We start from the raw sequence: 21,142 nt of genomic DNA on the forward strand, positions 1-21,142 counted from the left end.
CAGGAGGTATCAAATGGCAAAAGAAAAAGTATTAGTAACAGGGATTGTACCAAAAGAAGGACTTACAGAATTAATGGAAAAATTTGATGTGACTTATTCAGAAGAACCTTTTACTAGAGAATATGTGCTAGAAAATCTGCATAAGTATGATGCACTTTTACTGATGGGGCAAAAAGCGGATAAAGAGCTTATAGAAGCAGGAAAAAATTTAAAACTGATTTCACTGAATGCAGTAGGATTTGACCATGTTGACATTGAATTTGCAAAGAGTAAAGGAATCGTAGTTGAAAACTCACCACAAGCAGTAAGAGTTCCTACAGCGGAAATGACTTTTGCGTTATTATTGGCTGCAACAAAAAGATTAGCATTTTATGACAAAATTGTTAGAGCGGGAAATTGGATTGATCCAAGTGAAAGAAAATATCAGGGATTAACATTGGAAGGAGCAACTTTAGGAGTTTATGGATTTGGTAGAATTGGTCAAACGGTTGCAAAATTAGCTCAAAGTTTTGGAATGAAAGTTTTGTATCATGATACATTTAGACTTAGTGAAGAAAAAGAAAAGGAATTAAATGTAAAATATGTTGAATTTGATGAATTGTTGAAAAATTCAGATGTAATAACAATTCATGCACCGGGATTACCTACAACAAAAGGTAAATTTAATAAAGAAGCCTTCAAAAAAATGAAAAATAGAAGTTACCTTATAAATGCAGCTCGTGGTCCAATTATAGTGGAAGCTGATTTGGTTGAAGCATTGAAAACAGGAGAAATTGCTGGAGCAGGACTTGATGTATTTGAGTTTGAACCTAAAGTTTCAGAGAAATTAAGAGCTTTAGATAGTGTGATTATGGCACCTCATGCTGGAACGGGAACTGTTGAGGGAAGAATAACTTTGGCAAAAGAAGCTGCTGAAAATATCATTGAGTTTTTTGCAGGAAATTTAAGAAATGTGGTAAATCCATAAAAAATTAAAATAAAAATTTTAAGGAGAAAATTATGTTAAAAGTGTTTAGTGATATATTTAATACACTGGGACCAGCAGTAGTTGTACCGATAATGATTTTTGTAGTAAGCGTAGCACTTGGAGTGCAAGTTAAAAAATCAATTATGAGCGGACTTTATGCAGGAATTGGTCTTACAGGATTTGGATGGGTAATAGGAAGTTTTGCGCCAGCAGTAACTCAGTTAGTTGATCAAATGGTAAAAGCTACAGGATTGAAGTTGGCGGTAGTGGATATGGGATGGCAAATGGGTTCTAAAATGTCATTTTCAACAACTATCGGACTTTCATTTTTTGTATTTGGGTTGCTGATTGAAATTTTATTATTTGTAATTGGAGTAACTCGTGTATTTGTTCCATCAAATTTATGGAATAATTTTGGATATATGATTTGGGGAGCAATGGCTTATCAATTTACTCAGAATTTTGCATTATCATTTGCATTTATGATTTTTATGTTACTCTATTCACTACTTTTATCAGAAACAGTTGCTGATAGATGGTCTGAATATTATGGAGTTAAAAATGCAACAATCAATTCGATTCATAATGTAGAATCATTAGTTCCAGCGATTATTCTTGATCCTCTTTGGAATTTACTAGGACTTCACAAATCAAAATTAAATCCAGAAACATTAAAGACAAAATTGGGAGTTTTTGGAGAACCGACAATGCTTGGAGCAATTTTAGGACTTATTATGGGAATTTTTGGGAATATTAAATCATTAGGAACTTTGACTGCCTGGGGACAAATTTTAGGATTTGCCGTTTCGCTATCTGCTGTTATGACAATATTTCCATTAATTACAGGAGTATTTGCAAGAGCATTTGGACCGCTTGCAGAAGCAGTTGAAAAAAATAAAAAGCAAGATGCTTCAAATGAACGTGAAACTGATAAAAAAAGATGGTTTATTGCTGTTGATGATGGAGTGGGATTTGGAGAGCCTGCAACAATTATCGCAGGAGTACTATTAATTCCTGTTATGGCAATACTGTCATTTGTTTTGCCAGGAAACAAAACATTACCAATGGTTGATTTAATTGCAATTCCTTTTATAATTGAAGCAATGATAGCTGTTACTAAAGGAAATATTTTAAAAACAATATTAAACGGAATAATTTGGCTAAGTTTAGGACTTTATGCAAGCAGTTTTATAGCACCATATTATACAAGTGCGGCAATTGCAACAAAAGCTTTACCTGCAGGGGCAGCATTAATAGCAAGTTTTAATTTGACAGCTAGACCGCTGAATGCACTGATTTTCTTCGCTTGGATTTCAGGAAATCCTATATTAATAGGAATTACAATAGTTGTATATCTAGTAGGATTATTCTTCTTAAGAACAAAACGAGAAAGCATCTATGCTTATTTGAAAAAAATGGCTGATAAAAATAGTGGATTTGAAGGAAGTAAAGAAAAAATATTTATGGGACAAGATTAAATTAGAAAAATTGAATTATAATTATGTAATTAAAGGAGAAAAAATATGAAAAAAATAGATGCACATGCACATATTGTAAAAGCAGTTGCTGGATTCAATAAAAAAGGGAGAATGACTCCGCTTGGAAATGGAAAAGTAATATGGGATGATGGAGATGTAACTCGGTTATTTCCTGAAGGTTATGGAGATACAGAATTTACAGCAGAATCATTTTTAAAGTTGCTGGATGAAAATGGTATTGAAAAATCTGTACTTTTACAAGGACATTTACATGGATATCAAAATTATTACACTTATCTCACAATAAAAAAATATCCAGAAAGATTTATAGGAGCCTTTTCAGTAGATCCTTATGCTAAGGAAGCGCTTGAAATTACTAAAAGATATGTAGAAGTTTTAGGATTTAGGGCAATAAAATTTGAAATAAGTGAAGATGGAGGGATTCATGGATATAGAAATACAAATCCATTTAGACTAGATACAGATCCGTTTGTAACAAGATTATTTAACTATTTGGCAGATTATCCTGGATTTGTTGTTACAGTAGATTATGGTAATTGGGATCAAATAAGCCATCAGCCACAAGCGATTGCAAATCTGGCAAAACTTTATCCTAATATTGATTTTGTAGTTTGTCATTTATCATTTCCGCATGCAGCAACTCCTGAAAGAGTGAGAGCGGATCTTAATATGTGGAAGGAATATCCTAATATTTATACTGATTTATCAGCTATTCAAGATATAGATAGCCCTGAAGATTATCCATTTCCAAATTCGTACAAAAATGTAACTATTGCAAAAGAAATTTTGGGAGCAAAACGACTTATTTGGGGAACAGATTCTCCTTGGTCTGCAACATTTAACACTTATAATGAATTAGCAACTTGGCTTGAAAATGTAGATATTTTTACAAAAGAAGAATTAGAGGATGTTTTCTATAATAATGCTCAGAGAGTGTATTTTAAACCTGAAGCAGTAAAAGCTATAAAAGAATCTGTTGATCCTGCAACAGAAGGAATAGATATAGATATTTAAGAATTTTAAAATATTTAATTTGAAATACAAGGAGCTTTTGTTTCTTGTATTTCTTAATATTGACTTTTTGTAAAAGGAGAATAGTTTATGAAATATTTTTTGAGTATAGATTATGGGGGAACAAACACAAAAGCTATTATTTTTGATGAGAATGGAAATGAAATTGGTGTATCTTCTTTTCATACGATGAGAAAAGAAGTAAAACCAGATTACAGGGAAGTTGACTTAAAAGAAACTTCAGAAGCTATTTATGATTCGGTAAAAAAAGTTCTAAAAAAATCAAATCTAACTGGAAGAGACATCAGTGCAGTCGCTTGTGTTGGTCACGGAAAAGGACTTTACGTACTAGATAAAAATCACAAGGAATTTATAAACGGAATTTTATCAACAGATGGAAGAGCGGGAGAATTAGCTAATAAATTTGAAAATAAAATAAAAAAAATATGGAATAAGACAAGACAGCATGTTTTTGGCGTTCAAAATCCGGTATTGTTACGTTGGTTAAAAGAAAACGAACTTAAAGCTTATAATAATATAGGAGCAATTTTATCTGCAAAGGATTATGTTCGTTTTAAACTAACTGGAAAAGTAAATCAGGAATATGGAGATGCTTCGGGAAATCATTGGATTAATTTTGAAAAAGGATCCTATGATGATGAAATTTTAGAATTTTTTGAAATTCCTGAAATGAAAGAAGCACTGCCGCCATTAGTTGATTATAATGAAATTGTCGGAGGAGTTACAAAAGAGGTTGCTGAAATTACAGGGCTTTTAGAAGGAACTCCTGTTGTAGGTGGATTGTTTGATATTGATGCTTGTGCAATAGGTTCTGGGGTTTTAGACAGCTCTACATTTAGTGTTATTGCAGGAACTTGGAATATAAATACTTATCCATCGAAAACACCTGCATCATATGAAAGCGGTCAAATGAACTCGTATTTTCCAAATCGAGATTTTTTAGTAGAAGAATCGAGTCCAACTTCTGCTGGAAATCTAGATATTATTTTAAATATGCTGATGTCTGAAGAAATGTCCAGCCTAAAAGAAACAGAAAGTATTTATATTGGACTTGAAGCATTTTTAAAAGATACCACGGCTTCTTATAGCAAAGTTATATTTTTGCCATTCTTGTATGGAAGTAACACCCGTACTGAGGCACCATCATGTTTCTTGGGACTTACAGCGACAACTACAAAATTAGAAATGGTTCGTTCTGTTTATGAAGGAATTGTATTTTCTCATAAACAGCACTTGGATAAACTGGAAAAAAATTTAGGTAAAAGGCCAGATGTAATTCGTATTTCAGGAGGTGGAACTAATTCAAAACAATGGTGTCAAATTTTTTCTGATATTTTAAATATTCCTGTTGAAACTTTAGAAGGAAGTGAGTTAGGTGGACTTGGCGGAGCGATTGCAAGTCAGCAGGCAATAGAAAAAACTTCGTTAGAAGACACTATAAAAAAGATGGTTAGAATAAAAGACAGATACGAGCCTGTTGAAGAAGAACATAAAAAATATATAAAAAAATATGAAGTATATCAGGAAATCCTAAAAAGTATGGATACAACTTTTCATAGTTTAAAAAAATTAAATGAAGAATTATAAAAATTAAAAATATTATCCATTTAAAAAAGATAAAATAAGTGGGTAATATTTTTATTAGTTATAGAAATATTTATCTTAACTTGCATATTGAGTATTGAAAAAATATTTATGTTTATAGTAGAAGTATTTTATTACAATTAGTATTTCATTTCATATTATCTTAATTTATATTCATAAAATTTCAATTTAACAATTTCATTAATTATTAGCTTTATCAATAATTTTTGTATATCCAAATAAAAAGAAAAATTGATTTTTATTAATTCATAAGGTATAATTAAAAAATAGATAGTGAATAAAGATAAAAAATAAATAGAGTGTAAGATTACTTAAAATTCTAAGTAGTCTTTTTTGGAATAAAATATTTGTGATAATTGTTTTATTTACTAAAAGAAAAATTATTTATATTTATTAAGAGATATGCTATAATAATTTTAAGTGAAATGAAAAATAAATTTATTTTGTAAAGAGGGCTGTTTTATGGATAAAGCAAAAAAAGAGCTGGTTATAATAACTGGAATGAGTGGGGCTGGAAAATCTGAGGCAATGAATTTTTTTGAGGACAGGGAATACTTTTGCATTGACAATTTTCCTATTAATTTATTTCAGTATTTGAATGAGATATTTATTAGCAGCGAGAAGAGAAATCGGGTGGCAATAGCGATAGATGTTAGAAATCAGGAGTTTATAGAACAATTGACAAAACAGCTCGAAATACTGGATAAAGAGGAAATTTTGCATACTATGATTTATTTGGATGCAAGAACAGATGTTCTTTTGAGCAGATATGAACTTTCCAGAAGAAAACATCCTCTAAATCTATATGATACATTACTTGCAAATATAAAGGCGGAGCGTAAAATTATAAAAGATTTTATGGTAAAAGCCGATTTAGTGATTGATACAAGTACATTATCGGTAAAGGAACTTCAAGAAATTTTAGAAAAGGAATTTTCAGGTCAAAGAAAAAAAATAAATATTAATTTAACATCTTTTGGCTTTAAATATGGAATTCCACTAGATTTGCATTTAATGTTCGATTTACGATTTTTACCAAATCCTTACTACATTGATAACTTAAAAAATAAAACTGGAAATCATAAGCAAGTTCAGGATTATGTAATGGGACTGCCAGAAAGCCAAGAATTTTACAAAAAGCTGTTAGATATGCTTTTGTATCTGATTCCAAAATATGAAAAAGAAGGGAAATCACATTTGCGTATAGGAATTGGATGTTCAGGAGGACAACACCGTTCAGCTACTTTCGTGAATAAACTTTATGATGACCTTTCGCAAAAGATGGACTATCATATTGGAAAATTTCACAGGGAAGTGGGAGAGAAAAAAGAAATTTAATTTATTCAAAAATGTGAATGCAAATTATAAAATAATATAGAAAAAGAAGAAATATGGAAAAATTAAAAAATTTGAAAATTGAAGAAGAAATAAAATCACCAATTAAATATAAAGATATTCCGACACATCCAGGAGTTTATCTAATGAAAAATGCTCGAGGAAAGATTATTTACGTTGGGAAAGCGAAAAATTTGCAAAATAGGGTGAAATCTTACTTTATGAATGTAAATTCGCATAATCAGAAAACGCTGGAATTAGTCAAAAATATTAGGGATATTGAGTTTTTTATCTGTAAATCAGAAGTTGAAGCACTTATTCTAGAAAATAACTTGATAAAGAAGAATAAGCCAAAATACAATATTTTATTAAAAGATGAAAAAACTTACCCATATATAAAGTTTACAAAAGAAAAATTTCCTAAAGTGGAAATTGTAAGAAGTACAAAAAAATTAAATGAAAATGCAGAATATTTTGGACCATATCCAATGGGAATATTTTTTGCAATGAAGTCGCTTATTAAAATATTTCCAGTAAGGGACTGCAATCGAAGTATGGATAAAATAACAAAACCTTGTTTAAAATATTATATGAAAACTTGTCCTGCACCTTGTAAATACAAAGATATCGAAGATGAGTACAGTACAAATGTCAAAAATTTCAAGAATTTTTTGAAGGGACATTCTGACAAAGTTATTGAAATGCTTGAAAGCCGAATGAAAAAGTTTAGTGATGAAATGGAATTTGAGCGTGCAATTAGTGAACGTGAAAAGTTGAGCGTATTGAAAAAAATGCTTGAAACACAGATTATTGAATACAGCAAGGAAATTGACGAAGATGTGTTTGTGTTCGAGGAAAAAAGAGAAAATGTGTTTTTGTGTGTGCTGAATATTCGGGAAGGGAAGGTTATTAATAAAAACCATACAATAATTTCGATGGAGAGAAGTCAGGAAGAAAACCTGTTCGAGCGGTTAATTACTTCGTACTATGAAAAAAGGAATATTCCAAAGCATATTATTTGTGATGAGAGATTTATGTCAAGCGAACTTTTAATAAAAGAATGGGCAAAAATTGAAAAACATAGGGAAATAAAATTTCATTTTCCAAAAATAAATAGCCGAAGATTGCAACTGTTAGAAATGGGATATTTAAATCTGCGTGAAGAAGTCGATAAATACTACAGAAAACGTCGTATGGTTCAGGAAGGACTGCGTAATTTGAAAAAAGAGCTACGATTAAAAAGTTTGCCTTATCGAATTGAATGTTTTGATATTTCAAATATTCAGGGAAAAGATGCAGTTGCAGCAATGACGGTAGCACTGGATGGGGAAACTACGCCAAAGGAATACAGACATTTTAAGATTACCGTAAAAGACACACCTGATGACTTCTTAATGATGAGAGAAGCATTGACACGAAGATATTCCAAAATAGAAAATGACCAAATGCCCAATTTAATTTTAATAGATGGTGGAAAAGGACAGCTAGGTGTAGCTGTAGATGTGCTGGAAAAACTTGGAAAAATAGAGTATACCGATGTGATTGGAATTGCAAAAAGGGAAGAGGAAATTTTTAAAAGTTATGAAAGTGAGCCATATTTATTTGAAAAAACAGATGAAACATTGAAAATTTTGCAAAGATTGCGTGATGAAGCACACAGATTTGGAATTACACATCATAGAAAATTAAGAAGTAAACGAAATGTAAAAAGTGCATTAGATGATATTGCCGGAATTGGTCCAAAACGTAAAAAAGAATTAATAAAAAAATTTGGATTGATAAAAAATATACGAAATGCGACATTGGAAGAATTGATGGAAGTCGTGCCAGAAAATATTGCGATTTCTATAAAAGAAAATTTATAAAATATTAGGAGGAAAAACTTGAAAAAATTAATAGTTTTGATGTTGCTTGGATGCAGCATGACGAGTTTTGCTCTTTTTGATAAAATAAAAAAGGAGATAAAATGGAAGGAAGAAGAACAGCCACGATTTAATCAGGTAAAAGTGACTATTAATGGAGAAGAGAAAATGCGAAAGGTTATACCGGGGCGTTATGAGATAAAGTTGTTCGAAATTACTTATCCGACAGATTTGTTTGGAAAGAACAGATTTTACAATGAATTTAATACTTTTCTGAAAAATATAAAAAAAGGAAAGAAATATTCTTTGCTTCTGGAAAATAGATTTTATCAGGAAATGCAGGATATAAAAGTTGATCAGCTTTCAGAAGAGGAAAAAATATTGGAATTACCAGCTTCTTCTTTGGATGAATATTATAGACAGCAGATGGTTGCAATGTCAAGTGGTGCTAATTTGACAGAATACCTTGGGACAGATCAGGAATATTTGAATAGACAGATTTATGTACTTTATGAACTTTTAAATAAAACTGATTTTAATCCCAAAAACGTTTATTCAGAACTGGATAAGGAGTTCTTGATTGAAGAGTTGAGAAACAATCGGAAAGAAGTTGTAGAAAATTTTGAAAAATCAAATGTTGAATTTTTTATAAAAGAAACTTATGAAAATTCAGGATTAAACAAGTTTAAAGATGATTCTGTGTACAAATTTGACAAAGATATTCTAATTTCTGATAAGCTAGAAGATCAGGCAGTATTGCCGGAACTTCAAAGAAATGTTTATCTAACAGGTTTTCCTAACGAAATCATAGAAGAACTTGCAAAAAATCAGCTAAAATTAAAAAGAACACCATTACTACTTGAAAATAGTGAATATCATGGCTATACTTATAATGAAAACAATACAGTTGTTTCGCATCTACCACTCTTTTTTATTATTACAAAGATTATAAGATAAATGTCGTGAAAAAGCCAATAGGAGTACTTAGTTTGTTAAAAACAAGTTCAAACTACTATATATCAGACTTTTTTTAAAATTATATTTTTTATAGAAATAATAAATTTGTTTAATATAAAATCTTAAATCGTTTGTTTAAAAATTTCTGTTAATTTAAGAATAATTAAAAAAGTTTTTGGATGAATGATTTATGGATGAAAAAATATTGAATAAGGATAAATCTTAGAGAAGTAGGAGGAAAAATGAGCGGATATATTTTGGAAATGAAAAATATACGTAAAGAATTTTTGGGCGGAAAAATTGTCGCAAATGATGATATTACGCTAAAAGTAAAAAAAGGGGAGATTCATGCAATTGTTGGGGAAAATGGAGCAGGTAAGTCTACGCTTATGAAGATTTTGAATGGATTGTATTCTCCGACTTCTGGTGAGATTTTTTATAAAGGGGAAAAAATTGATATTGAAAGTCCTACGACTGCGGCAAACTTGGGAATTGGAATGGTTTATCAGCATTTTATGCTAGTTGATACATTGACAGTTGCTGAAAATATGGTTTTAGGATTTGAACCTAAAAAGGGTGGAGTATTTTTTGATTTGAATACTGCAAGAAAGAAGGTTAGGGAAGTTTCTGAAAGATATGGACTGAATATTGATCCAGATGCAAAAGTGTCAGATTTATCAGTTGGAATTCATCAGAGAATTGAGATTTTGAAGGTGCTATTTAAAGGAGCGGAGCTATTGGTGTTTGATGAGCCGAGTGCAGTGCTTACACCTCAGGAAGTAAAAGAACTTTATGAAATTATGAGAAATCTTGTAAAAGAAGGGAAAACAATAATTTTTATTTCTCATAAATTACAGGAAGTACTTGATTTATCAGATAATATAACAGTTATTAGACGTGGAAGCGATGTTGGAGAACTCAAGACCGAGGAAGCAACGAAAGAAAAAATTGCAAATCTTATGGTCGGACGTGTTGTACTGTTTGAAGTGAAACGTCCAGATGTCAAACTGGGAGATGTAGTTGTAAAAGTTGATAATTTAACTGTGAAAAGTGGAAATATTGAAAAATTAAAAGGTGTTTCATTTGAAATAAGAGAAGGAGAAATTCTTGGAATTGCTGGTGTAGAAGGTAATGGACAAACTGAACTGATAGAAGCTCTTGCAGGACTTATAAAAGTTGATAGCGGAACATATTTTATAGATAACGATGAGTTGGAAAATAAATCACCAAAACTTATTAAGGAAAAAGGACTTTCCCATATACCTGAAGACAGACATAAAAGAGCAACTATTGATGATTTTACTATAGAGGAGAATATGGCTTTAGGACTTCAGGATCAATATTCTAAAGGAATATTGCTAGATTATAGTGAAATTGAGAAAAAAACTAACGAATACATAGAAAAGTATGATATTAGACCTACAGATGGAAAAATAAAATTTGGCGGACTGTCTGGAGGAAATCAGCAAAAAGTCGTTGTAGCAAGAGAGCTGGAACGTGAAAATAAATTTATTATTGCGGCACAGCCTACAAGAGGAGTCGATATTGGTGCAATTGAGATGATTCATAATACGATTTTGAATGAAAAAACTCAGAAAAAGGCCATAATGCTTGTTTCGGCAGAGTTATCAGAAATAATGGCATTAAGTGACAGAATTGCAGTAATGTATTCGGGAAGAATTGTAGGGGTTTTGGATAGAAAAGATGCAACAACAGAAAAAATAGGAATATTAATGGCAGGAGGGAAAATAGATGATTAAAAATAAGATAAAGGATTTTCTACCATCTATAATTGCAGTATTAATCGCATTAATTATTGGTGGAATGATAATGATAACAAAAGGTGTAAATCCATTTACAGCCTATACCGATATGATGCGAGCAGCTTTTTATCAAACTTCGCCAAGATCTCCATTATTTAGTGGACTTGCAAAGACATTATTTATTGCAACACCATTAATATTTTCAGCACTTGCCACAATGGTAGCCTTTAAAGCGGGATTATTTAATATAGGAATGCAAGGACAAATGATTGCAGGAGGACTTGCGGCTACTTTCTGGGCAATCACATTTAGAAATTATGTTTTTGGAAATGTGATTGTTGTAATAATCGTGGCTATAATTGTTGGATTTCTTTGGGCTGGAATAGCTGGACTGTTGCGTGCAAAATTTGGAGTAAGTGAAGTAATCAGTACGATTATGTTAAACTATATTATGATTGAAGTGCAAAATTTCTTGTTAAATGGGCCTTTAAAAGATCCTGCTTCCCAAAATACACAATCTCCACGTATCTTTGAAGGAGCAAGATTACCGCTACTTTTTGCAAAAATTACAAAACAAAACTTAAATTTTGGTTTTATAATCGCAATTCTTCTGACAATAGGAATATTTTTCTTTTTCAAATATTTTAAAAAAGGATATGAAATAAAAGCAGTCGGACAAAGTGATACAGTTGCTGAAAATGCAGGAATCAATCCAAGACATATTATGTTTTTGGCAATGGGAATCGCTGGAGCATGTGCTGGACTTGGAGGAGCTGAACGTGTTTTAGGTGGAGCATCACAGTACACATACACTGAGTTAATAATGGGAGATTATGGATTTACAGGACTTGCAGTAGCACTTCTTGGAAAAAATAACCCATTTGGAATATTAGTTGCAGCGATATTTTATGCGGCACTTGAAGTTGGGGGACAAATGTTGCAGCAAAGATACCAGATTGATAAAGATATTGTATTTATTATACAAGCATTAATAATTATTTTCGTAGCGTCAGAAAATTTATTTAAATTTATGCTTAATAAAAAGAAAATGGTATAAATTTAATTATCAAATAAAAAATATTGAGTCAGAAAGGAAAAATAAAATGATTGTATTAAAACAAATATTTAATTTATTGCAACAAACAATAATAATAGCACCTCCAATTTTAATAACAGCTGTAGGAGCGTGTATTTCTGAAAAAAGTGGAGTTGTTAATATTGGACTTGAAGGAATTATGCTAAGTTCAGCATTTGCAACAGCAGTTGTCAATATTGCTACAGGAAATCCATATTTAGGAATAATTTTTGGAGTGATAGTGGGGGTCTTAATCTCACTAATTCACGCAGTAATAAGCATTAATCTTAAAGGAAATCAAATTATAAGTGGAGTTGCAATAAATTTATTTGCAGCTGCAATCACTTCGTATTCTATAAAAGCCATCTATAAAACTGCTGGAAGTACTCCATTGGCAAAGTCATTGGCAAATCGTCCATTAATGATAATTATAATCTATGCAATCGCTATAGCAATGTATTTTTTCTTATATAAAACAGTTTTAGGATTGAGAATTCGTTCAGTGGGAGAACATCCGTTAGCGGCCGATACAGTTGGAATAAGTGTTTATAAGACAAGATACATCGCTGTGCTTATATCAGGTGCATTAGGAGGGCTTGGAGGGGCTTATCTTACAGCAGTATTGCTTCCATCTTTTTCAAACAATATGTCAGCAGGACGTGGATATATTGCCATGGCTGCAATGATTTTTGGAAAATGGAATCCATTAGGAGCAATTTTGGCAAGTTTATTATTTGCTTTTGGACAAGCATTTGCAGATGTCTCAAAAACAATCGGGTTACCAATATCTCAGCAATTTTTGACAATGATACCATACGTTTTGACTTTATTGGCATTAGTTGGATTTGTAGGGAAATCGAAAGCACCGAAAGCATCAGGATTGCCGTATGAAAAATAAAATTTGATAATTAAAAAAGGAATAAAAATGTCAAAATCTTATCAGGAAATAAATGCAGAAACAATTGACCGTTGGATTGAAGAAGGCTGGGAATGGGGACAGCCAATTAGCCATGAAACTTATTTAAACGCTAAAAATGGTAATTGGAATGTCCTCTTAACACCAACAAATCCTGTACCTCATGAATGGTTTGGAAACTTAAAAGATAAAAAAATATTAGGACTGGCTTCTGGTGGTGGACAGCAAATGCCTATATTTAACGCTTTGGGAGGAAACTGCACTGTTTTGGATTACTCAGATAAACAGCTGGAAGCTGAAAAAATGGTTGCAGAACGTGAAAAATATGAAATAGAAGTTATCAAAGCCGATATGACAAAAAAATTGCCATTTGCAGATAACAGTTTTGACATAATTTTTCATCCAGTAAGCAACTGCTACATCGAAAAAGTTGAACCAGTTTTTAAAGAATGTTACCGAATCCTGAAAAAAGGTGGAATTTTATTGTGTGGTCTTGATATTGGAACAAATTATACTGTAGATGAAAAGGAAGAAAAAATCATTAATAGTCTTCCATTCAATCCATTAGTCAACGAAGAGCAAAGAAAACAGTTGGAAGAACAGGACTGTGGAATTCAATTTTCCCACACAATATCAGAACAGATAGGTGGACAATTGAAAGCTGGATTTAGACTAACAGATATTTATGATGATACAAATGGATTTGGAAGGCTGCATGAACTTAATATTGCAAGTTTTGTGGCAACAAGAGCAATAAAAGAATAAAAATGAAAAAGCTGTTTTGTAAGTTTTTCAAAAATAACTTACTTATGAAGCAGTCTTTTTTTGTGTAAAAAATTTTTATGGACTGGAGTATAAAAAAATGGTAATATTAGATGATGAAGAATATGATAAAGTTTGGGATATAGTTTATGATAGATTTAATTTTAATCCTAGTGTTGATCAAAAAGAAATAGCGTTTGAATTTAAAGAGCCGTATATAGTTTATGATATTAGTTATCATTATGAAAATTTAGAAGAAATTAAAGGGTTTGTAAATTGGGGATTTAAAAAAGAAGTTCGAGATAAAATAACGGAAATCTTTTTGAAATGTACTAAGGAAAATGAGGAATTGTATGCATTAGATTGGCAACATTCTTGCTTTAGGTATAATCCTCGTGTCAAAGATGAACCTAAATTTATAGAAGTTAAAGATGAACGTTACTGGGGTGGCGGGTATACTGCGTATTTTCCAACATATTGTCCAAATGGGGATTATTATTTTTTTATTGATGTTAATTTTCGTTTTGGATATTTAGGACACCCATGGCAACAAAAAGTTTGGATATATGGAAAAAAATTGATTGAAGAATTTAAAAAAGCTGATTTAGAGGGATTTAAATTAATTGAGGAAAAAAATTAGAGAGGAACATCAAAAAGAATGAAAGACAACAAGATAAAAATTATTGGAGCAAGAGAGCATAATTTGAAGAATATTGATATTGAGATTCCTAAGAATGAACTTGTGGTAATTACAGGAGTTTCAGGGAGTGGGAAATCTTCGCTTGCATTTGATACGATTTATTCGGAAGGGCAAAGAAGGTATGTGGAGAGTTTGTCTGCTTATGCGAGAATGTTTATTGGTCAAATGCAGAAGCCTGAACTGGATAGTATTGAGGGGCTTTCGCCTGCGATTTCGATTGAGCAGAAAAGTGTTTCTAAGAATCCACGTTCAACTGTTGGGACAACTACGGAAATTTATGATTATATGAGGCTTTTATGGGCACATATTGGAGAGGCACATTGTCCAATTTGTCATCAGAAGGTGGAAAAACAGTCGATTCAGGAAATTGTAGATAATCTTGTGAATGGGCGGAATGAAAAGGATAAATTGATAGTGTTATCGCCTGTTGTTATTGATAAAAAAGGGACTCATAAAAATTTGTTCTTGAATTTGCAGAAAAAAGGATTTCAGAGAGTTCGGGTAAATGGAGATATTTTGGATTTAAATGACATAATTGACTTAGATAAGAATAAAAGACATAATATTGAAGTTGTTGTAGATAGACTTGTTGTAAAAAAAGATGACAAGGAATTTTTAAGTAGAATTACAGAAGCTATTGAAACAGCGAGTGAGCTTTCTAATGGAAAAATTATTGCAAATGTGAATGGAGAAGATAACAAATATAGTGAAAATTTTTCTTGTCCAAATCATCCTGATGTGATTTTTCCAGATGTTGTGCCAAGACTGTTTTCGTTTAATGCACCTTATGGGGCTTGTGAAGTTTGTAATGGGCTTGGTTCAAGATTGGAAGTGGATGAAAATAAATTAATTGTAGATGAAAATTTATCAATTAATGAAGGTGGAATTGTTTTTCCAGGAGCAACTACGAAAAAGGGTTGGAACTGGGATTTATTCACGGCAATGGCAAAAGCTCATAAAATCGACTTGGATAAAAAGGTGTCTGAATTGACTCGGAAAGAGAAAGATATAATTTTTTATGGAAGTAATAAGAAGTTTAAGTTTTCTTGGAGCGGAGATAGTTTTAGTTATAATGGAAATAGAGAATTTGAAGGAATTGTGAATAGTATTGAACGTCGATATAGAGAAACTGCTTCGGAATCGGCAAAGGAAGAAATGGAAGCAAAATATATGACGGAGAAAACTTGTAAAACTTGTAAAGGGAAAAGATTGAAAGATGTTGTTCTAGCGATAACTATAAATGATAAGAGCATTATTGATCTGACAGAAGTAAGTGTTGTTGATGCACTGAAATTTTATGAAAATATTACACTTACTGAAAAGCAAATGCAAATTGCAGCTGAAATATTGAAAGAAATAAAAGAGCGGCTAAAATTTATGATAAATGTAGGACTTGACTATTTGAGTCTTTCCAGAATGACAAAAACTCTATCTGGTGGGGAATCGCAGAGAATAAGACTGGCAACTCAGATTGGAAGCAGGCTTACAGGTGTGATTTATGTGCTGGATGAGCCAAGCATTGGACTTCACCAGAGAGATAATGATAAATTGCTTGCAACTTTGAAGGATTTACGTGATATTGGAAATAGCCTGATTGTCGTTGAGCATGATGAGGATACAATGAGAGAAGCTGATTATCTAATTGATATAGGACCAGGAGCTGGAATTAATGGTGGAGAAGTCGTTGCAGAAGGGACTCCGAAGCAAGTTATGAAAAATAAAAAATCATTGACTGCACAATATTTGAATGGAAAAATAAAAATAGAAGTACCTGAAAATAGAAGAAAAGCCACTAAAGAAATTATTTTGAAAAATGCGAAGGGAAATAATCTGAAAAATGTTACAGTACACATTCCGCTAGAAGTATTTACAGTAGTTACAGGAGTTTCTGGAAGTGGAAAATCTACATTGATAAATCAGACACTTTATCCAGAACTTCATAATAGACTTAATAAAGGAAAATTATACCCGCTGGAAAATGGTGGAATAGAAGGACTTGAGCATTTAGAAAAGGTAATTGACATAAATCAATCGCCGATTGGAAGAACTCCTCGTTCAAATACTGCAACTTATACGAAAATATTTGATGATATAAGAGATTTATTTGCTCAGACAAACGATGCGAAAGTAAGAGGATACAGTAAAGGAAGATTTTCATTTAATGTAAAAGGTGGACGATGTGAAGCCTGTGGTGGTGCTGGAATTAATAAAATTGAGATGAATTTCTTGCCTGATGTTTATGTGGAATGCGAAGTTTGTAAAGGAAAACGTTATAATAGAGAAACATTGGAAGTACATTATAAAGGAAAAAGCATTTCGGATGTTTTAGATATGACGGTTGAGGAAGCATACGAATTTTTTAAGAATATTCCAACTCTTGAGAGAAAATTGCAGACATTAATTGATGTAGGAATGAATTATATTCAACTTGGACAGCCTGCAACTACCCTTTCTGGAGGAGAAGCTCAAAGAATAAAACTTGCCACAGAACTTTCTAAAATTTCACGTGGTAACACAATTTATGTACTTGATGAGCCTACAACAGGACTTCATTTTGAAGATATCAGAAAATTGCTGGAAGTATTAAATCGACTTGTAGAAAAAGGGAATACAGTGCTTGTAATTGAACATAACCTTGATGTTATAAAATATGCTGACTATATAATAGATATAGGTCCTGAAGGAGGGCATAAAGGCGGACAAATTATTGCACAAGGGACTCCAGAGGAAATAATAAAATCTCGAAAATCACATACAGCAAAATTTTTGAAAAAATATTTGAAGTAAAATTTTGTAATAAAAGATAAAACTAATTTTAAAAATATGAAATAATAAATAATATTTTGTATTATTAGGTCAAGCAAATACTTGAAAATTATTTTAAAATATAGTCAATCCCATTTAAAATTGAACTGCGAGAAATTATATAATTTAGGGTTTGAGTAAAATAGTTGTAACTTTTGAGTTCTGTTTTAAACTAGTTTTACTATAAGTTCAAGTAAATTGCAACAAAGAAAAGGAGAAAAAGATTGGTTATGAAAAGTAAAAGTTCATTTTTAAAAACGGCATTATTAATGTTGATAATGATGTTTGGAGTAATTTCCTGCGATTTTTTGGAAAATAAGACGCTTCGTGTGCCAAATTCAATAATTGAGTCAAAGGCTAAGGAAAAATTTCCAATTACAAAAAATTTCCTGGTAGGAAAAATTACTGTAAAAAATCCTAAGATTTCATTTAAGGATAACAGAATTTATGTTGTGACAGATTACGATGCCTCACTTTTGGCAGATAGGTCAGAAGGAGTTATTGAAATAAATAGCGAAATCAAGTTTGATGAAAAAACAAGCCAACTTTATCTAGTGGATATGCAAGTGGAGAAAATACTGGATAAAAATGGGAAAGATATGGTTTCGACGCCTGTCGCAAGATCAATGAAGTCATTAATAGCAAATTATTTAGAAACAAACCCAGTTTATAAATATGAGCCAGACGGTAAGAAAAAAATTAAGGTAAAAAATATGTTTATAAAAAATGGGAAGTTATTTGTACAAACTTAAAAAGAAATTTTATAACATTGACAATATTTAAAAAAAATGATATACTGATTTAGTCATACTAGCTGGGGAGTTAGCGGTGCCCTGTATCTACAACCCGCTTTAGTAGAGGTGATGTCAAATTTGAGGAAAGTTTTAGTGTCAACGCCTTATTTCAAAAGTGTTGAGAAAATAGTCCTGTATTGTAGAGAGTTAGCGAAACGTGTCAGGTCGGGAACGAAGCAGCACTAAGTTAGTTTCTCTAGGTTTATAGGGTAGCTGTTTTTGAGCTTTTGGATTTAAGAAACAGACGGTAAAATATTTTCGAGAATTTGATGTATGACTTTTTATTTAGATAATTACAATAATATTTTAAAATTAGATTTATTTAGCTTAATTTTAAAAAGTTGAGAGTGTTTTAATAAAAGTTCTTTTAAGTTATAGTTTCTTTTGCTATGAATGGAGGTTTCATAATGAAGGTAGTCGAATGGGATAAAAATGAGACTATCAGTAAAGTTTTAATAGATTTATTAGAGATAGATCAGAAATTTTCTTTTGACAAGGAAAAGGAGGATATATTTTTTTTATATAACGATGAAGAATTGTATGGTTATGCAATTATAGCTTTGAATGATATTGCAGAACTGAAAAAAATATTTATTTTGCCAAAATTGAGAAATAACGGATATGGAACATTTTTTTTAAAATATATAATTAATTGGCTTACAAATAAAAATTTTGACTCACTAATCATGACTAATCATAAAAAAATGAACAATTTTCTTGAAAAACAGCGATTTGTAAAAACAGAAGATGGATATATATTGAATAATCTGGCAGAAACTAAAAGACAGAAAAAAAATATGTTATTTATTTCCAAGTTTGCTATTTGTATAAATATTGTTTTGGCTTTATTAAAAATTATAGCTGGAAAAATTTTTTACAGTATGTCGTTGCTTTCTGATGGATTAAATTCACTTTCTGACTTGATTACCAATGTATTGGTTATAGTGGGATTAAAGGTTGGAAGCAATCCTGAAGATAAGGAGCATCCATTTGGGCATGGAAAGATAGAGTCTGTTTTTAGTGTAATAATTGGTACATTTATAATGATAACAGCTTTTGAGCTTATAAAAGATAATTTTTCAAAATTAATTTCCTTTAACAGCGAAAATAATGTAAATACCACATTTATTCCAATAATTATAACCGTTCTAGCAATACTGATAAAAATTTTTCAATTGGTTTTTATGCAAAAAAAAGCAAAAAAATATAATAATGCTTTGATAAATTCACTTCTTGAAGATTACAAGACAGATATTGTAATATCAACTTCTGTTTTGATTGGGCTTACTCTATCAAAGATTCATCCTGTATTTGATACAGTGGTAGGATTTATTGTATCACTTTATATTATAAAGAGCGGTTATGAACTGATAAAGGAAAATTCTTTGATATTACTGGATTCACAAGATGATGCTCTGATTGAAAAAATTCGTTCAGAAATATTACAATTTGAAGAAATTGAAAATGCACACGATTTTCGCATGACTACTTCTGGAAAGGACATTTATATGTTTGTGGATGTACGAATGGATAAAAATAAGACGATTGAAGAAGCACATGATATTACAAATAAAATTTCAAAAAAAATTAAACACAAATATAAAAATATAAAAAGACTTTTGATTCATATTGAGCCTGTTTATGAAGATGATTAAATTTTTTGAAATAGAAATTAAATAAGTTACTAATTTATAAAAATATAAAGGAGATATAGTAAAATGATAGAAAAAATAAAACATGAGAAATACAAGATTTTAAAAAGAAATATTATTGAAGATTCTGATTTTACAAAGGAAACAATGTTTATTCTGATTTGTGCAATGATTATAGCTTCAATAGGATTAAATACAAATTCTGTTGCAGTAATTATTGGAGCAATGTTGATTTCGCCACTAATGTCGCCAATTCAGTCGCTAGGATTGGGATTATCAAATGGAAATTTAAAAAGAGTTTATGTATCACTTTTTAGATTGGGAATTTTTATATTAATAAGTGTAGTAAGTTCCACTTTTTATTTTTTAGTAAGCCCTATAAATGATGCAACACCACAGATACTAGCAAGAACTTATCCTACTTTATGGGATGTTTTAATCGCAATTTTTGGTGGAACTGCAGGAGTAATTGCAAAAACTGAAGAAGATGGTGGAAATGTAGTTCCTGGAGTAGCTATTGCAACAGCATTAATGCCTCCTTTGTGTGTAGTAGGATTTGGGATTGCTCATGGGAATCCGAAAATTTTTCTTGGAGCAGGATATTTGTTTATAATAAATGTATTTTTTATAATGATAGCAACATTAGTTGGTTTGATAGTTTATTCTGGAAATATTTTTGAAGCAAGAAATAAAATTTCAATAAAAAAACAAATAATATTTTATATAGTAAGTTTAATCATAATTATTCCAAGTATATATACAGCAACAACTTTAGTTCAAGATACAGCCAGAGAAAATTCATTAAAAAAATTTATTTCAGGGGAATTAAAAAATCATTATGTTTTTGATAATTCTATTAATAAAAAAGATAAAACTGTTACTTTAAAAATTGTAGGAGATGCCTTTAAAAAACAGGATATTGAGAAATTAGAAAAAAAACTGGAAAAATATAAATTGAAAAACTATAAATTAAAAATACAGCAGTTATCCAATGAAAAGTATTTAACAGCACAGGACTTATCAAAATATCTGAACGAAGAAAAAATAAAAGAAAATGCTGAAGATGTTTCATTACCGATTGAAAATAAAAATCAAGAAATTTTGGAAAATGATTTAAAAACTGTTGAAAATATTTTATATAAAAATTTTTCAAATAATATTAGCGAAGTTAAAATTGGAAAATTGATAGATGCAAATAATAATGAGAACTTTGTTGTTTTAGTTGTTGGGAATGAAACAATGACAGATGAAATTTCTGAAAAAATAAAAAATCTTGAATTTGATACTGAGAAAAATATCAAATTATTATTGAAAAAAATAAGCAAGAAAAAGTTAATACATTATCTGAAGAGAATCAAAAATAAATTTTTGAAAAATTAAAGTAACAGAAATTCAATAAAAGTTAGAAAAAAATAAAA

Annotated in this window: 16 protein-coding genes and 1 other RNA gene; all 17 read left to right on the forward strand. The window is 30.7% G+C overall.

Features of this window, described 5'->3' with window-relative positions:
• Positions 1–13 precede the first annotated feature (13 nt).
• On the forward strand, positions 14–967 hold the full coding sequence (locus FVE75_RS02785) for an NAD(P)-dependent oxidoreductase (RefSeq protein WP_147005124.1): 954 nt from the start codon (positions 14–16) through the stop codon (positions 965–967).
• A 32-nt stretch (positions 968–999) separates the two neighbouring features.
• Positions 1,000–2,445, forward strand: coding sequence for a PTS galactitol transporter subunit IIC (locus tag FVE75_RS02790; RefSeq protein WP_147005125.1), 1,446 nt, complete (start codon positions 1,000–1,002; stop codon positions 2,443–2,445).
• Between the two features lie 45 nt (positions 2,446–2,490).
• Positions 2,491–3,480, forward strand: a complete 990-nt coding sequence (locus FVE75_RS02795) for an amidohydrolase family protein (RefSeq protein ID WP_147005126.1) — start codon at positions 2,491–2,493, stop codon at positions 3,478–3,480.
• An 87-nt stretch (positions 3,481–3,567) separates the two neighbouring features.
• Positions 3,568–5,085 (forward strand): FGGY-family carbohydrate kinase, encoded by a 1,518-nt coding sequence (locus FVE75_RS02800; RefSeq protein ID WP_147005127.1) that lies wholly within the window; start codon positions 3,568–3,570, stop codon positions 5,083–5,085.
• Positions 5,086–5,565: 480 nt separating this feature from the next.
• Entirely contained in the window at positions 5,566–6,441 is an 876-nt protein-coding gene (gene rapZ, locus FVE75_RS02805; RefSeq protein WP_147005128.1) for an RNase adapter RapZ, read from the forward strand.
• Positions 6,442–6,494: 53 nt separating this feature from the next.
• Positions 6,495–8,303 carry an excinuclease ABC subunit UvrC gene (gene uvrC, locus FVE75_RS02810; RefSeq protein WP_172618761.1) on the forward strand — a complete coding sequence of 603 codons (1,809 nt, stop codon included), beginning with the start codon at positions 6,495–6,497 and terminating at the stop codon, positions 8,301–8,303.
• Positions 8,304–8,321: 18 nt separating this feature from the next.
• Positions 8,322–9,257: a hypothetical protein gene (locus FVE75_RS02815; RefSeq protein ID WP_232052597.1), complete on the forward strand. Its 936-nt coding sequence runs from the start codon at positions 8,322–8,324 to the stop codon at positions 9,255–9,257.
• A 242-nt stretch (positions 9,258–9,499) separates the two neighbouring features.
• Positions 9,500–11,017 carry an ABC transporter ATP-binding protein gene (locus FVE75_RS02820; protein ID WP_147005129.1) on the forward strand — a complete coding sequence of 506 codons (1,518 nt, stop codon included), beginning with the start codon at positions 9,500–9,502 and terminating at the stop codon, positions 11,015–11,017.
• The gene (locus FVE75_RS02825; RefSeq protein WP_147005130.1) at positions 11,010–12,077 is read left to right on the forward strand and encodes an ABC transporter permease; all 1,068 of its coding nucleotides are present in this window, start codon (positions 11,010–11,012) and stop codon (positions 12,075–12,077) included. Before FVE75_RS02820 ends, FVE75_RS02825 begins: the two co-directional genes overlap by 8 nt.
• A gap of 46 nt (positions 12,078–12,123) precedes the next feature.
• Complete coding sequence (locus FVE75_RS02830) at positions 12,124–12,993, forward strand: ABC transporter permease (RefSeq protein ID WP_147005131.1); 870 nt, start codon at positions 12,124–12,126, stop codon at positions 12,991–12,993.
• A gap of 27 nt (positions 12,994–13,020) precedes the next feature.
• Positions 13,021–13,776 carry a class I SAM-dependent methyltransferase gene (locus tag FVE75_RS02835; protein ID WP_147006435.1) on the forward strand — a complete coding sequence of 252 codons (756 nt, stop codon included), beginning with the start codon at positions 13,021–13,023 and terminating at the stop codon, positions 13,774–13,776.
• A gap of 97 nt (positions 13,777–13,873) precedes the next feature.
• Positions 13,874–14,413 (forward strand): DUF2716 domain-containing protein, encoded by a 540-nt coding sequence (locus FVE75_RS02840; protein ID WP_147005132.1) that lies wholly within the window; start codon positions 13,874–13,876, stop codon positions 14,411–14,413.
• Positions 14,414–14,431: 18 nt separating this feature from the next.
• The gene (gene uvrA / locus FVE75_RS02845; RefSeq protein ID WP_147005133.1) at positions 14,432–17,260 is read left to right on the forward strand and encodes an excinuclease ABC subunit UvrA; all 2,829 of its coding nucleotides are present in this window, start codon (positions 14,432–14,434) and stop codon (positions 17,258–17,260) included.
• Between the two features lie 248 nt (positions 17,261–17,508).
• Positions 17,509–18,030: a DUF1439 domain-containing protein gene (locus FVE75_RS02850; RefSeq protein ID WP_147005134.1), complete on the forward strand. Its 522-nt coding sequence runs from the start codon at positions 17,509–17,511 to the stop codon at positions 18,028–18,030.
• A gap of 53 nt (positions 18,031–18,083) precedes the next feature.
• An RNA gene (gene ffs / locus FVE75_RS02855) (signal recognition particle sRNA large type) lies at positions 18,084–18,349 on the forward strand.
• A gap of 130 nt (positions 18,350–18,479) precedes the next feature.
• Positions 18,480–19,727 (forward strand): GNAT family N-acetyltransferase, encoded by a 1,248-nt coding sequence (locus tag FVE75_RS02860; RefSeq protein WP_147005135.1) that lies wholly within the window; start codon positions 18,480–18,482, stop codon positions 19,725–19,727.
• Positions 19,728–19,790: 63 nt separating this feature from the next.
• A complete protein-coding gene (locus tag FVE75_RS02865) occupies positions 19,791–21,104 on the forward strand; it encodes a DUF389 domain-containing protein (RefSeq protein ID WP_232052598.1) in 1,314 nt (437 codons plus the stop codon).
• Positions 21,105–21,142 lie beyond the last annotated feature (38 nt).

The organism is Leptotrichia hongkongensis, from assembly GCF_007990635.1.
GTDB lineage: Bacteria > Fusobacteriota > Fusobacteriia > Fusobacteriales > Leptotrichiaceae > Leptotrichia > Leptotrichia hongkongensis.